This is a genomic window from Heliomicrobium sulfidophilum, assembly GCF_057715735.1.
In genome coordinates this window covers 38,939-52,678 of the sequence record NZ_JBVTZZ010000002.1, presented here as the reverse complement: position 1 = coordinate 52,678, position 13,740 = coordinate 38,939, and the positions used below count along the sequence as shown (strand labels likewise).

Here is a 13,740-nt window from a genome sequence, read left to right as displayed (position 1 = left end):
CCACTTTTTGCAACCCGTCCACCCCTACCCGTCCACCCTATTTACTCTAAATAACCTTCAAAATCGGTATCATTTACCAGTTTCAGGTTGCGCCACCTTCTCGGAGATGTCTTTTTGTACTCTTTCACATCGGGTCGTAACACCAACAACCGGCTGTTAAAATTGGCCTGATTGATGGGCTGGTTACCCCAACGGAGACACATACTGCGGTAGGCATCGTATACTTCCTGCTTTCCCGTCATAGCTTCCGGTTCAAAAAGACAATGCTCCTCGAGGAAACGGAAGACGGTGTCTCCGTGTTCACGATACTCCGTAAGCGTTTTTTCAACGGTCTCTGAACGGGTGAATCCCTCATTCGCTTGTAGCCGTTTTAGGCCTTGCAGCGCCCGAAGCAAAAAGCCAGAGAGGCAATTCGGTGTAAACAGGCGTTCACGAAGCGCCCTGTCTGTGAACTTATTCGGAAAATGGACCATTAGCAAACGTCGGTAGAAGCCTTCCGTGTTGTCTTTGCTAACCGGAGGTTCGTTGGCGCTAAAAATCAATTTCGCCCGGTTACGAAACGCAAAAGGCTGCTTGTGCTTCTCTTCAGCCCGAATCATGTCGCCGGATACCAGTTCCTTAAAACGTGACGAGTTTTCAAGGATTTTACTCGGAATATCCGCGTGTAAGTTGGCCATTTTCCCGAACAACTCTGCTGACGCAAACCGGTTCTCCGCCAGGTCCTGAAAGGAAACATTCGAGACGTTTTGGTCGCCCAACAGGCTCGTCAATAGTGCGATCAGTGTGCCCTTGCCGTTCCCGCCCTCCCCCACAAGCATGAGGGCCTTTTCATATTTCATTGACGGGATTAAGCAGTAGCCAGCCATCTCTTCGATGATTGGAATGCAGTCCTCCGGAACCACCTGGCGTAAGAATGAGTCAAACGCAGAACTGTCCGCATCCGGGTCATAGCAAACAGGCAGTTGTGTCACAGTCAAAAGATCCGGAGAATGGGGGACCAATTCGAGCGTATCCAACCGCAAGAGACCGTTCTTCACATTCACATATTCCGAATTGGCCACCGCCTCTTCGGCCGTGACACAGGGAATCGTATTTTTGACATACGCCAGCGCTTCGTTGATCCTCCGCGTTTGATACTCCGTATTAAGCGCCAATGTGCCCTTTTCCTTAAACACTCGTTCGCCATTGACATAGACGCCATCTTCGTAGATGTACAGGTCGTCATTCATAACGAACGCCCGATGATGAGACAGAAACCACTCCGCCATATACGCCGGCACAAACCGCTTTCCGTCAAAAAAGAGGCGCTTCGGATCAACTTCCCCGCCGCTAAAGTCCTCTTCTATGGCTGCAAGTCGCTCTTGCCGCTGTGTCTCCTGCACACGGCTGTCACCTTCTGCGAAGGCAGACATGGCCTTGTACGACGGCAATTTATCAACGCTTAACTCCGGGGAAGCGCCATCATCTAATTCACCGAACTTATGCAGGCGAACCAAGTCAAAAGCGTTGACTAACCTCCCGCCAATCGGGTCCGTGCCATGGTGCGAAAACGCGAACGTGTCGTTGTCATAAAGGACAAGCCCGCCGGATGATGACCCGGGGAGATAGGTATAGCGCCCATCTCCCACAGGTGCGTAAATGTCTGGCAGGAACGTCTCGATGGCCTCCGAAACGGTATAGGTCCGGCAGAACGCCCCGACGATGCCCGGTTTCTCTGTCGGGTCCCCTTGCTTGTCGGCCAGCTTCTTTCGCTCCTGCTGCGCCCTCGATGATTCCGGCCAGTAGGAGCTATCCCGCCAGTCCGGATAACGCGCCAGAACGGTGTCTGGGTCCAGCCAGGGCTCGTCCATGAAGCGGAACACGTACTCTCCGTCGGCGGATGTGCTGGGCCAGTACATCAAGCGATGGACCCCATACGTGGTATCGTCGAAGAAGTCGATTCCGAGGTCAGCGGCCACACGCCGGGCTACCGCCGGGTATTCATCGGGCGTAACGGGCCGGGCCAAGGGAAAGACCAGGCGGAGCCGCGGGGCCTCTGGACAGTGCTTGTGGGTGCTGTACATCGCGCAGGCGCATCCCAGCATGATCTCGACAGAGGCCCACAGGTCGCCTTTCACATAGTCGGCATCCAGGTACAGCACATGGCGCCAGGTCACCGCGTCCGCCTTGCGCCGGCCGCCTTTCAGCGCCCCGCCGACGAAACCGCCCACGTCCTTGATGGCGTCCTGCTCCGGTTTCGGCAGCTTACGGTACTCAGCCAGCGTCTCCCGGGTCCGCGTCGTCTCCCGCAGCCGGTTGACCAGGTCGGACCAAAGCATCTCTTTGTTTTTCCAGGCGGTTTCCTTGCGGCTTTTCCCGACGGCGATGGTGACCGGGCCGTCATGTCGGATATGTAGCTGTGTGAATGCGTTTCCTGGGTTCAAAGCAGTCACCCCTCTTGGCCGTTACTCCAGCATCTCGACAATATCGATGACCTTCTGAAGGTCTTCCATCCATAGCCCGTTCCGGGCGATTTCCCCGTGGAAGGCGGTTACTTCGTGATCCACGATCGTGAAGTTCCCGTCCTCGTTTAGGCTACAGTGGCAAAGCTCGTGGTCCAGGAGGGCGCTCCGCTGCTTCGCGGTTAGCTTCTCCCACACGTCCACGTTGATCGTGATGATGTAGTCGAAACCGTCAATCCAGGGGCCGTCCTGGTGCTGTAGCTCTTCCGGAACCGGCTCGAAAGTTGCGCGGCAGTCTCGACATTCCCAGGTCTCAGTCACAGACCTGCTCGTCCGTGGCCAGGAACCAGTCGATATCCTCTCTGGGGATCGACTTCTCCTTAGCCTCGTTTACTGCAACACCCGCCGCCCGTTCCAGACGTTCCGCCAGTCCGTTTATCTGCTCCACCGTGGCGGTGATTTGTACGAAAGACCATACCGGATGTGCGCTACGGGCCACCATGCCCCGAAGCTCTTTGGCTACCTCCAGGACCTCTTTGGCATCCATCCGTTCAATCATCCTTCCGGTAGTAGTTACACTCGAAGCCGTCGGCCCGAAGCGGCAGACCCGGCGCCCAGGCGATGGGTTGGCCCATGATTTCCGCCACCTCGTCTACTGAACTGACACCCAGGGGCACATCCAGGACCACTTCGTCGTGGACGTGCATCCGGATGTCGTAGCCCGCTTCGTCCAGCCGCAGCATGGATTCGGCGAGACAATCGCGGGATATGGCTTGGACGATGTTCTCGACGAGTTTCGGCCCATATGTTTTGATCCGGCCCCATTGCTTTGTCCCCTGCTCCTGACCCTCGTAGGTCAGGCCGTCTTTCCCGAAGCGCTCATCGGCCTCGATGTGCGGCTTCACGTAGGCGAGTCGGCGGCCAGACGGGAGACGAATGAACAGCATCCCGGATTCGAGGCTGAACACGATTCCGTGGTGCAATTCGACTGACCGCTTCTCCCTGACGGCCGTCATGGCGGCCCGCTCTACGTCCCACCACAGCTTTGTAATGTTCGGGTTGGCGTTGCGCCACAGCTTGACTAGACCAGGTAGTTCCTCTTCCTCCAGCCCCATCTTGAGCGCCCCCATCGACACCAGGGCGCCGACGCTGCCACCGTACCCGAGGGCCAGCTCCGCGATTTTCCCCTTCTGCCGAAGTGGGTTGCCCCTGGTGATCTGCTCGATGGGAACCTTGAACATGGCACTTGCGCTGGCCTCGTAGATTTTGCCGTGGCTGTTGAATACGTCAAGGCGCCATTTCTCACCGGCTAACCAGGCAATCACTCGGGCTTCAATCGCGGAAAAGTCGGCCACGATAAAGCGACAACCGGGAGACGGAATGAAGGCGGTGCGCGTCAGTTGAGAAAGGACGTTGGAAGCGCTGCCGAAAAGCAGGTCAATCGTTTCGTAATCTCCGGCCAGCAGTAGCTGTCGGGCGGTGTCCAGGTCTTTCAGCTTGTTTTGCGGCAAGTTCTGCACCTGTACCAGACGCCCAGCCCATCGACCGGTCCTGGAGGCGCCATAAAACTGCAACAGCCCGCGGACCCGGTTGTCTCGACACTTGGCCCGCTCCATGGCCTTGTACTTCTTGACGCTGGCCTTGGACATCTCTTGTCGCAGTTCCAGAACCCGCTTCACGGCGGCACTTTCGGCCTGCTTGATAAGCCCGGGGACAGTCTCCTTCGAGAGCGACTCAACCTCCAGCCCCTCAGCCTCCAGCAGCCAGTCTTTTAGCTGAGTAACACTCTGCGGGTTATCGAGCCCGGACAGCCGGACAGCCTCTTCGATGAGCCGCTCTTGGTGGGCGGTGTCACAGGCGATCGCGTGAGTGACGAGATTAGGGTCGATGAGGATACCGGCATCGTTGATCTTCTGGTCGAGATACCACAGGCGCTGTTCGGACTCCAGAACGGGGAAGCGAACCATCTTCTTGCGAATCGCCCGCTCGACATAGACGTCCTGGCAGCAGTACCGAAGGAAGTCGCCCCACTTGTCCGGGGCATGGTGCGGCAGGTTGCGCGTCCTCATGCCGTTTGCCTTTGTCGGCTTGCAGGGGCTACAGAAGTACCGGATCAGCGCCTTCCCCTTGGCGTCCTTTTGCTCCTGTAGCTTAAGGACCTTGGCCACTCCATCCAGTCCCCCATGGAGGCCCAGGGTCAGAGCGTGCACCATCGTACACTGCCACTGCTCGACAGGCATGGGCATTCCGAAATGGCGTGACAATGCTGTGCGTTCGAAGTTGGCGTTGAAGGCGGATTTGAGAACGTTGGGGTCATGGAGAGCCTCGATGATGTATTCCGGTATCTTCTCTCCGCTGGCCAGGTCGATGGCATCCGTAGGCTGGTCGTCGAAGGCGAAACCGAATATCAGGACCTCGAAGTCAGGCGCGTCCACGTAGGCGTAGGCGCCGCACTGCTTGATGTCCACGCTGCTGTACGTCTCGATGTCGATGGATAGAATGGACGCTATTTTCTTGGGCCTTTTGTCGTCCTCGATGATGATTCCTAACGGACAGGGCTCATCCGGATAAAGGTCGTCCGGGCAGTCATATCCGTAGGCAGGTATCTTTGGGCAGTTATCTGGGCATTCCCATTTCACTCATTTGACCCCCTGTACCTGAGAGAAAAGGGGACTCTTGCGAATTCCCTTTTTCAATCCGTTATGTCTAGTCCAGGAAGCTTTCCTCTTCGTCGGATTCCAGTGCTTCAAAATCGTCTTCGGCCCGGCTCCGGCCGCCGAGGTAGTCACCGTCGGCCATTTTTTGAATGTGGTTCAGCCCGCAGGCGACGCCCTTATTCCCGGCAGTGTTGAAGGCGTAAAAGTTAATGCTGGCCCGAGCGTAGCAGCCGGAGTACACCTCGGTGGAATCCATGATTGGATTGAGCTTCCCGTCCACGATGCCAGGCTTGGTCTTGGATGTTGCGTTCAGGAAGTAGTGGCCGGCATATTCCGGTTGATCGGGCCGCTCTTCGTCCCCATCGCGCAGGGGCGTTTTGAGCGTTGCCGGGATCTTCCCGCCCCATTTGCTTTTGCCGGCCTCTTTGGCTGCGTCGGTGGCCGCTTTGATCTTGCGCAGGGTCTCCTTGTCGGTCTTGGGAATCAAGAGGCAGACGGAGTATTTCTTTTCCTGGCCCTCATCGATAGCGTGAGGCTCAAACAGGTGGCAGTAGCTCAGACGGACTTTCCCGGTGACCACTTTGGTATCGGAGTTAGTGACAGCCATTGATCATGTCTCCTTTTCTCTTCTCAGTTATCAGCGAAGTCGGCCGCAGCGGCGGCCACGGACGAAAGTTCCGGGCGCCTGTCCGATTCGGGGACGAGCGTGGGCTTTCCAGCGGGTTTAACCACGTAGTCTTTGAGCAGCTCACCGAACTTCTTCTTGCCGATGGCCTTCTCCATCGCGGTGATGCCGAGGATCTCCCGGGGCTCGTAAATCTTGTCTTCTGGGTATCCCTCAATGATCAGAGTTTGGGCCACGGCCTCTTTGTCGGTGTACTTTCGATTCGCCCGGCCTTCGACCAACTTCCAGCCGGGGAACTTGACGCCGTGATTCTCCGCCTGGTCGAGGGCGTAGTCCTGAACGTCCTTGGCCCACTTGGCCAGTTGTTCGGCCTGGGCCAAGATTTGCCCGATCTCTTCATGGGTCAGCAGCGGCGGATCCCGGAAGTCAAACTTGGCTAATTCGAGGTTCGCTTCCGCCCTGGCCCGGCAGGTCGCCTTCGCCCGGCAAAACAGGCAGTGGTCGCCAGCGCAGAACTCCCCTTCCCCGGCGATCGCCAGGGCGGCCTTGGGCATCACCACTTCTTCCGCCCATTTCAGCAGTTCTTCGGCGGATATCTCGTCGGTCGATACGCTGTCCAGCCGGGGCTGGACGATGGTCATGCGGATCTTCTCGATGTCATACAGGCATCCGTACTGGTTCAGGGCGCCGACCCCGTACAGTCGCATCTGCGTGTTGCCTTCTGCGGATACCGGAACGCCCTTCCCGTATTTCAGGTCAATGACCTCGATGGCGCCGTCCGCGATGATCACCACGTCGCCGGTGCCGAAGCCATCCGGAACCCAGGTGGAGAAATCGAGGCGCTCCTCCAGGAGAATGACCGCGTCAGGCGTCTTTGCCCTGGCCGTGTTGATCCGTTCGATGACGATGGTTATGTAGGTCTCAACGTGTTCGGCCATCTCCTCGGAGTAGAAGGCGTCAGCCCGTAGAATCTCCATGCTCTTGTCGAAGGAGGCTTTAGTGATTCGCCCGAGGTACAACTCCAGGTTCAACTCGGCCATCGTGTGGGCGAAGGAGCCCTCCGCTGCATAGGTGCTCTCCGATTCCGGGAACTGCTCCTCCAGGCGGGCGCTGGGCGGGCAGGAGAGCCATCGCTTTGAGCCGGACGCACTCAGCAGGGCGTGGGCTCTCGGGGCCTCTGCGGCTACAGCGGCCATCAGAGGGCCTCGGCTTCGGCCATCATGGCGGCGTACTTTTCAGCCGGAACGTCGGTCAGCTTTTGTCCGCCGTACTTGGTGATCAGCGCCTTGACTTGTTTTTGCTTCCCGCCCTGGGACAACTCGGTCAGTTTCGCCCGGACCTGTTCCAAGGTGTAGGTGGGGGACTCGGCGGCTTTTTCGGGTGCAGCGGCGGCTGGAGCCGGTTCGGGCTTGGCTTCAGCAGCCGGTTTCGGGTCTTCGGCTTTTTTCGGTTCGGGTTTGGTGACGGTGGCCGGAGCAGTGACCGCAGCGGGTGCGGTGATAGGCTCAGCTTTGAACAGAGCCAGGGAGTTGGCCAGCGCCGTGATGGCTCCGGCCAGTTCAGGTGCGTTGATGTTGACGGTGATGTTCAAGTCTTCTTCCTCCTCTTCTTTATCCACCCATACCGCGTGTGGGCAGGGTTGGTGTGGCAGTATGACGGGGGGGCAATTCGGGCCATACATTTCGAGGTTGGGACAATCCCAGGGGCAGCACCACACGATGGTATCCCCCTTAGTTGGTTGGTGTGCTATACTGTAGGCGACAAACGCATTTTTTTGGTTGGGCGGCTTCTAGGCCGTCTCTTTTTTATGCCCGGAAATCGGTTGTCCACAGAATCCACAGGTCGCTTGCTGAAGACCGCGCTGGAACTGATCATCCGTCATCGTGCTATCCGGCGGTCAAACTCGCGAAGGGCTTTGAGCAGCCCCGCGGCCTTGCCGGCGTAGCAGAAGATTTTCCGGTTAATCACGGCTTATTGCCCCCTTCAAGAATCTCTACCTCCACAACCGGATCACCCCACTTGAACGCCTGTCGCTTGTCCGACATCAACACGTCCAGATCGTCGGGGCCGAGTCGGCCTGTGTCTTGTATCACCCGCTCACCCAACCCCGGAATCCTCACCCGCGTCCCGGGCGGGTACGTGTTACTCGCCGCCGTTATCCCTACAGCAGCCTTTTCCCCGCTGGAAGTCCGGCCGTATGCCGGGTGTCCCGGCCTCTTGCCGCCGGTCTCGTCTGGGGCCAGGGTGTAGGCCGTAACCCGCATCATGGCCGTCCGGCGAATCGGCCCGGTTGGCATTGGGTCCATTTCGCTGAGCTTCGGTGAGATTTGAGCGCCGAAGCGGACAGGGACGCCGTTGGGGAGTGTGTAGTCGGCCTGGACGGCGCTCACCGTCTCGTGAGTCAGCGGCGTGGCCGGGAAGAGAACCAGGACCAGCGTGAGGGAGATCGCCTTGCAGTTAAGCAACGCCATACTTGATCGCCATCTCTTTGACGATAGCCACGTACCCCTCGATGAGCTTACAGTCCTCGGCGATCACGTCCAGATTGGTCAGCTTGTCCCGCTTGGACTTGCAGACGCCATCGTCAGCCATGCGCTGCCGTTTGTTCGTGAGCCGCGTTTTGAGGCTGACGCCCATCCGGGTGTTAAGCAGCTCGTAACTCTCCGACCGCAGGTCTTTGATGTGCTCGTTGCCACCTAACTTTTGGGCCATCTTAACGATCAGGCTTGCGCTGTCTTTCCGCCAGCCGTTGGGGTTGAGGGCCACCACTTCCCGGATGCACTGGACCTCTTGCTTCGTCTCCGCGATGGAGCGCTCCATTTCTTTCTGCTTGAGTTCCATATTGATCAGCAGTTGGAGTTGCGGGCTGAGGTCGTGGATGGGCGGGATCGTTTGCTTGGCCCGGAAGTAGACGTTGACCAGTTCACGCTGCACCTGCCACGCCAGGTCGTCGGTGAAGGATTTGACGAGCATGAGATAGCCGGATTCGGTGATGAGGACCAGGCCGTTAGGGGCGACGATTCCGAATTCGTTTTTTGCTTCGTCCGAATTTCGGACGAAGAAGTCAGCACCGTCAATGAATCGTTCCTTGTTGTCATTGAACCGCTTTCTTGCAGTTCCCTCGGGTCTACCGTGAAGTTGGTCAATGTCCTTGAAGGTGACAACACGCATCTCTTGCGTCTCTTTGACGGCCAGTTCTTTCTTCTCGCCGCCGATGTTCAGATAGATAAAATTGTCTTCCATGTGAGCCCCCTTTCAGATTCATTGGTGTTTAAGTTCTTTAACCTCGAACGGATTTGTAAGGTCCTTGCCTTCATACCGCTCCAGGAAAGACAACAAGGTTTGGCGACGAATTTTCATTTTCCCGAGCTTTAAGACCGGAAGTAATCCGGCTTTGATCAGTTCATACACGTATGCCGGATTGGTCTTAAGCAGCTTCGCCGTCTCGCTAACTGTGTACAGTACCTCCTCCATAGGCGCCCCCCGTTTAACAATCGATCCCCGTGTTGTCGTGTATTTCCGTCATTCGGTACAAAAAATTAAGGTCCATACCCAGACAATGCGCCACCTTAGTCAGGGCTTCCACACTCGGGGCGTACCTTCCGTTTTCAACATCGGAGATGTAGTTTCTAGACAGGCCCGTCATTTCGGCCACCTGAGATTGGGTTAAGTTCTTTTTTCGGCGGTTTTCGCTGATATTTTCGCCGATTAATTTTTTACCGCCATCGTTCACGGTATCACCTCCTGAAGCCAGTGTATTGTATTTCCGTCATTCTGTAAAAGCGCAAAAATTGCCTGTATTCGGCAAAACTCGACAATAATCAAAAATAACTTGTATATCCGTCTTTTAGCTTTTGAATACTTGTATTTCCGTCATTAAAAGCCTTGTATATCCGACACATCGAAGGGTATAATAAGGTAAAGTCGGTATATACGACATCTCGGGAGGTCTGTGGTGATGTTAGGTCAATACATTAAGAAAATTAGAAAAAGCCGGGGGCTTACCCAAGTACAGCTGGCAGACAAAGCAAATATTTCTAGATCTTATTTGGCGGACGTAGAAAAAGGTAGGTATAATCCTAGCCTAAGTACGTTAGAAAAAATTGCAGAATCACTAAATGTATCCGTAGATAGACTAACAGGAAAATCTATTCTAACCATAATTGAAGACAGGCTCGAACAAATCAATTTAACGATGCAAGACTTGTCGCTAAAATCAAATTTACCGCTAACCTACTTGAATAATTTAGAAGACATTATTCCTACTCCGTATGACTACGAAAACATGGGCCTACTAGCGAACATTTTAAATGTACCGCCTGGTAGTTTACGAGCAGCTTTAGCAAGACAAGAACCGCCAGAAGATGATAGTCCTAGAACTTTAGCTTCGGACGACTTTAATGATGTGCTTTTAAATAATGGATTTATTATTAAAGAGGATCAATTTACTTATAACAACCTTACCACAAGGCATGAAAAAGACATCGCTAGAGATCTACAGAGAATACTCGATAGCTTAGAGAGCAATGAAGCCCTCGCGTTTAACGGAGAACCATTGGAGATGGACGAAGAGACAAAAGAATTGCTAAAAATATCTCTTGAGAATTCCATGAGAACCGCCAAACACATTGCGAAGCAGAAGTTTACGCCGAATAAATATAAAAAATAGTCCTCCCGGAGGGATATCCGTGAAGCCCATTAAACAAGTGGTTTCTCAACTGATCCGGGCGTGCGGGACAAACGATCCGTTCAGAATAGCACAGCACAAAGGGATCCGTGTTGTATTAGAGCCATTGGGAGAAATCCTCGGTTATCACCACAGCTACTGCCGCGTGTCGTCACTCCACATAAATTGTAATTTGCCCGATGAGGACAAGCTCTTTTGCTGCGCCCATGAACTCGGCCACTCTATTCTCCACCCGAAAGTAAACACGCCGTTTTTACGAAGAAATACCCTACTCAGCATAAGCCGCATAGAGCGTGAAGCGAATGAGTTTGCCGTTGAGCTCCTGGCCCCAGATGAACGCATGATGGAATTTGAGAACACCGGCATTACCCGAGATGCTTTGGCTTCTTATTTCGGGATACCCCGCGAGTTAATGTTCTTAAAGAAGTAAAAAAAAAGAATCCCTCGACGGCTCCAACGTCGAGGGATTCTCGATACACCCAAACCCGAAGGTATGGGATGCACCTGCAAATCATATTTTAGCATTTCACCACCTTTGGGACAAACAAAAAGAAAGGTGGTATTTTGCTTTGGAAGGTCATGTAAGGAAGCGCGGAGAAAAATGGTACTACTCCTTTGAGGCCAGTAGCGTTGACGGTAAACGAAAACGTATTGAACGCGTCGGCGGCCGGACCAAAAAAGAGGCGGAGGCGGCTCTTAGAAAGGCACTTCAAGAATACGAGAACGCAGGTCTTCATTTTGAACCAACTGAGATTTCAGTGTCCGATTACTTCGACTACTGGCTAAAGAATTACGTACAGCTTAATTGCAAACATAACACGATCCTGTGCTATAAAAATATTATCGACAAACACATTAAGCCGGCGCTGGGCCACTATAAACTAAAATCACTTACGCCGGTGATTTTGCAAGATTTCATTAACAATAAGTACCTCTGCGGGTTCAGCAAAAACCATCTTGTCAATATGCTCACTGTATTAAACGGCGCCCTGAAATACTCTGTGCACCCGTGCAAGTTTATCAAAGAGAATCCGATGCTTTATGTTAAACCGCCGAAGTATGATCACTCCAAAAGGGAAACAAACCGAAAAATAATCAGTGGCGAAGACTTTTCTAGGATAATTGAGAAATTCCCCTTCGGGTCAACCTTCCACGTAATGCTTATGATTGGCTATTACACCGGTTGCAGGATCGGTGAAGTGGCCGGGCTTACTTGGGATGATGTCGATCTGGATAAGGGCGAGATCAGCATAAATAAAATCCTCTATAAACGCGGGAAGAACTGGTTTTTCGGAAGCACGAAGACTGAATCATCGGTCCGTCATATCAAAATTGGCAAAACGCTAATTGATACGCTCAAAAAACAAAAAAAGTGGCAGGCAGAAAACAGGCTTAAATACGGGAATTATTATACTCAGCAGTACGAGTTGGCTACGACCGAAGCCGGTGAAACGCTGAGACGAGTAGTTTCGTTAGAGTTATCCGTTCCAGAGCCGGGGTCGCCAGTCCACCTGATCTGTACCAAAGAAAACGGCGGCATGATTACTCCCGACTCGTTTAAGTACGCCGCCCGAGTGATTCACTATGATTTAGGGATTGTTTTTAACTTCCACGCTCTTCGCCATACCCACGCAACGACCTTGATTGAAAACGGAGCCAATATTAAGGATGTGCAGACGCGACTCGGTCATGCCAACATCGAAACTACTCTGGACACTTACACTCACGCTACAGAAAAAATGGCAGAACAGTCTGTAGATATTTTCGAAAAAGCAGTCAACCGTTTGCCTACGGGAAGAAAACCGCGTAGGCAAACGGTTGGCAAAACAGATGATTTAGGCGAACAGAATAGCGCAAACCCTTGATTTACTTGTCTAGAAGACAAACACTCTCCACATGCCCCGTCTGCGGAAACATGTCCACCGGCGTCACCTGCTGCACCTGCCACCCATGAGCGGCAAAGCGCGCCGCATCGCGGGCCAAGCTGGCCGGATCGCAACTGACGTAGACGATGCGGGAAGGGCCGGCCTGGGCGATCGCTTCGATCACGCGCTCATGACACCCCCGCCGGGGCGGATCCAATACGATCACATCGGGAACACCTTCCCGTTCGAGCAACGACGGCAGCAGGTCCTCTACCTTGCCATCAAGAAACTCGGCGTTGGTGATGCCATTTTGCTCAGCGTTTCTCCGGGCATCTTTGACGGCCATGGCGACCTCTTCGATGCCGATGACGCGGGCGCAGTCGCGGGCCAGAAAGAGGCTGATCGTGCCGACACCGCAGTAGGCGTCGACAACAGTCTCTCTACCGGTGAGGCCGCAGGCATCTTTTGTCAACTGATAGAGCACTTCCGTCTGCTGGGGATTCACCTGGGTGAAGCTGGCGGGGCCAACCTCGATCGTCAACCCGCCAGGCAGAAAGTCGGTCAACCGATCTTTGCCCGGCTCGCTCACATGGTAGGGGTAGTCGGGGCCAAGAACCTCTCCCTCTCCTTTTTCGTTCACGTTCACGTAAAGAGAGACTAGGTTGTACTGTTCCCCTGAAGACCGTTTCCCCGTGAGTTGCTTGCCTGGGAGCTGCTTAGCTGGGAACAGTTCGCTGGCAAACCTTCCCCCCATCAGCCGCTTCGCCAGTTCTCCCACAGCCTTGCGCCAAGCAGAGCGCCATGCGGAAAAGACGAGGATCAGCATCATCTCCCCCGCCCCTTCGGGCGGGGTTGTTGTTTTCAGGACCACATGGCGGATGGGCAGTTCGCCTTCGGGGTCAATATTCGGCAAATGATGCCGCAATGCTTTCAGGACCAGTGGAAAGGACTCCGGCAGGAGGGGGCATTCATCATTTTCCACGAGTTCATGGCTGGACAGGCGGTAGTAGCCCATCTGTACTGGCTTTCCCTGCGCCCCAGCTTCCCGGCGCAGGTGCATCTGCACCCGGTTGCGGTACCGCCAGGGGTTCACTGCGCCGACGATCGCGCCCACGGAAACATTCTCCAATCGACCCAGCCGCCGTAATGCGTCCTGGACGCCTTCTGTCTTCACACGGCATTGCGTGGGGTAGTCCATCATCTGAAGTTGGCATCCGCCGCAGCGCGGGAAGACGCGGCAGGGCGGTTCCACACGCTGCGGTGACGCTTCGAGTACCTCCAGCAGTTCGGCACGGGCAAAGTTCTTTTTCACCTGGGTGACGCGGGCCTTCACCCGCTCACCAGGCAGGCACTCAGGGATAAACAGGGCCATCCCGCCGGGGCGGGCCACGCCTTCGCCCTGCAAGGTCACCCGTTCAATGGAAAAGGTATCGATATCGCCAGATCGCATCAAGCAGCCTCCAAT

The 13,740-nt window shown here is 54.7% G+C and carries 15 protein-coding genes; 3 read left to right on the top strand and 12 right to left on the bottom strand.

What is annotated here, in order from left to right; translation table 11 throughout:
* Window positions 1–41 precede the first annotated feature (41 nt).
* The 11 genes from AC0CW1_RS00735 to AC0CW1_RS00685 all read right to left on the bottom strand — a co-directional run bounded on the left by AC0CW1_RS00735 (window position 42) and on the right by AC0CW1_RS00685 (window position 9,456).
* Complete coding sequence (locus AC0CW1_RS00735; protein WP_488181239.1) at window positions 42–2,423, bottom strand: DNA primase family protein; 2,382 nt, start codon at window positions 2,421–2,423, stop codon at window positions 42–44.
* A gap of 21 nt (window positions 2,424–2,444) precedes the next feature.
* Entirely contained in the window at window positions 2,445–2,762 is a 318-nt protein-coding gene (locus tag AC0CW1_RS00730; RefSeq protein WP_488181238.1) for a putative metallopeptidase, read from the bottom strand.
* Window positions 2,755–2,988: a hypothetical protein gene (locus tag AC0CW1_RS00725; protein WP_488181237.1), complete on the bottom strand. Its 234-nt coding sequence runs from the start codon at window positions 2,986–2,988 to the stop codon at window positions 2,755–2,757. The genes AC0CW1_RS00730 and AC0CW1_RS00725 overlap by 8 nt, the downstream gene beginning before the upstream one ends.
* 4 nt (window positions 2,989–2,992) lie before the next feature.
* Window positions 2,993–4,942 carry a DNA polymerase gene (locus AC0CW1_RS00720; protein ID WP_488181299.1) on the bottom strand — a complete coding sequence of 650 codons (1,950 nt, stop codon included), beginning with the start codon at window positions 4,940–4,942 and terminating at the stop codon, window positions 2,993–2,995.
* A gap of 205 nt (window positions 4,943–5,147) precedes the next feature.
* A complete protein-coding gene (locus AC0CW1_RS00715) occupies window positions 5,148–5,705 on the bottom strand; it encodes a DUF2815 family protein (protein WP_488181236.1) in 558 nt (185 codons plus the stop codon).
* Window positions 5,706–5,728: 23 nt separating this feature from the next.
* Complete coding sequence (locus AC0CW1_RS00710) at window positions 5,729–6,919, bottom strand: DUF2800 domain-containing protein (RefSeq protein WP_488181235.1); 1,191 nt, start codon at window positions 6,917–6,919, stop codon at window positions 5,729–5,731.
* Window positions 6,919–7,314, bottom strand: a complete 396-nt coding sequence (locus AC0CW1_RS00705) for a hypothetical protein (RefSeq protein ID WP_488181234.1) — start codon at window positions 7,312–7,314, stop codon at window positions 6,919–6,921. Before AC0CW1_RS00705 ends, AC0CW1_RS00710 begins: the two co-directional genes overlap by 1 nt.
* Before the next feature lie 373 nt (window positions 7,315–7,687).
* A complete protein-coding gene (locus tag AC0CW1_RS00700; RefSeq protein ID WP_488181233.1) occupies window positions 7,688–8,188 on the bottom strand; it encodes a hypothetical protein in 501 nt (166 codons plus the stop codon).
* Complete coding sequence (locus AC0CW1_RS00695; protein ID WP_488181232.1) at window positions 8,181–8,966, bottom strand: ORF6N domain-containing protein; 786 nt, start codon at window positions 8,964–8,966, stop codon at window positions 8,181–8,183. Before AC0CW1_RS00695 ends, AC0CW1_RS00700 begins: the two co-directional genes overlap by 8 nt.
* 18 nt (window positions 8,967–8,984) lie before the next feature.
* Window positions 8,985–9,197, bottom strand: coding sequence for a helix-turn-helix domain-containing protein (locus tag AC0CW1_RS00690; protein WP_488181231.1), 213 nt, complete (start codon window positions 9,195–9,197; stop codon window positions 8,985–8,987).
* A 13-nt stretch (window positions 9,198–9,210) separates the two neighbouring features.
* Window positions 9,211–9,456: a helix-turn-helix domain-containing protein gene (locus AC0CW1_RS00685; RefSeq protein ID WP_488181230.1), complete on the bottom strand. Its 246-nt coding sequence runs from the start codon at window positions 9,454–9,456 to the stop codon at window positions 9,211–9,213.
* Between the two features lie 225 nt (window positions 9,457–9,681).
* On the opposite strand from AC0CW1_RS00685, the gene AC0CW1_RS00680 reads away from it, so the two are divergent.
* The 3 genes from AC0CW1_RS00680 to AC0CW1_RS00670 all read left to right on the top strand — a co-directional run bounded on the left by AC0CW1_RS00680 (window position 9,682) and on the right by AC0CW1_RS00670 (window position 12,275).
* Complete coding sequence (locus AC0CW1_RS00680) at window positions 9,682–10,392, top strand: helix-turn-helix domain-containing protein (RefSeq protein WP_488181229.1); 711 nt, start codon at window positions 9,682–9,684, stop codon at window positions 10,390–10,392.
* Window positions 10,393–10,411: 19 nt separating this feature from the next.
* Complete coding sequence (locus AC0CW1_RS00675) at window positions 10,412–10,840, top strand: ImmA/IrrE family metallo-endopeptidase (protein WP_488181228.1); 429 nt, start codon at window positions 10,412–10,414, stop codon at window positions 10,838–10,840.
* 139 nt (window positions 10,841–10,979) lie between these two features.
* Window positions 10,980–12,275: a site-specific integrase gene (locus AC0CW1_RS00670; RefSeq protein WP_488181227.1), complete on the top strand. Its 1,296-nt coding sequence runs from the start codon at window positions 10,980–10,982 to the stop codon at window positions 12,273–12,275.
* Window position 12,276: 1 nt separating this feature from the next.
* On the opposite strand, the gene rlmD is transcribed toward AC0CW1_RS00670, so the two are convergent.
* Window positions 12,277–13,725: a 23S rRNA (uracil(1939)-C(5))-methyltransferase RlmD gene (gene rlmD / locus AC0CW1_RS00665; RefSeq protein ID WP_488181226.1), complete on the bottom strand. Its 1,449-nt coding sequence runs from the start codon at window positions 13,723–13,725 to the stop codon at window positions 12,277–12,279.
* Between the last annotated feature and the right edge of the window lie 15 nt (window positions 13,726–13,740).

Excerpts from the sequence above, each read along its gene's own strand:
- AC0CW1_RS00715 (WP_488181236.1), bottom strand. The coding sequence starts at position 5,705 with ATGGCTGTCACTAACTCCGATACCAAAGTGGTCACCGGGAAAGTCCGT.
- rlmD (WP_488181226.1), bottom strand. The coding sequence starts at position 13,725 with ATGCGATCTGGCGATATCGATACCTTTTCCATTGAACGGGTGACCTTG.
- AC0CW1_RS00710 (WP_488181235.1), bottom strand. The coding sequence starts at position 6,919 with ATGGCCGCTGTAGCCGCAGAGGCCCCGAGAGCCCACGCCCTGCTGAGT.
- AC0CW1_RS00695 (WP_488181232.1), bottom strand. The coding sequence starts at position 8,966 with ATGGAAGACAATTTTATCTATCTGAACATCGGCGGCGAGAAGAAAGAA.
- AC0CW1_RS00690 (WP_488181231.1), bottom strand. The coding sequence starts at position 9,197 with ATGGAGGAGGTACTGTACACAGTTAGCGAGACGGCGAAGCTGCTTAAG.
- AC0CW1_RS00680 (WP_488181229.1), top strand. The coding sequence starts at position 9,682 with ATGTTAGGTCAATACATTAAGAAAATTAGAAAAAGCCGGGGGCTTACC.
- AC0CW1_RS00725 (WP_488181237.1), bottom strand. The coding sequence starts at position 2,988 with ATGGATGCCAAAGAGGTCCTGGAGGTAGCCAAAGAGCTTCGGGGCATG.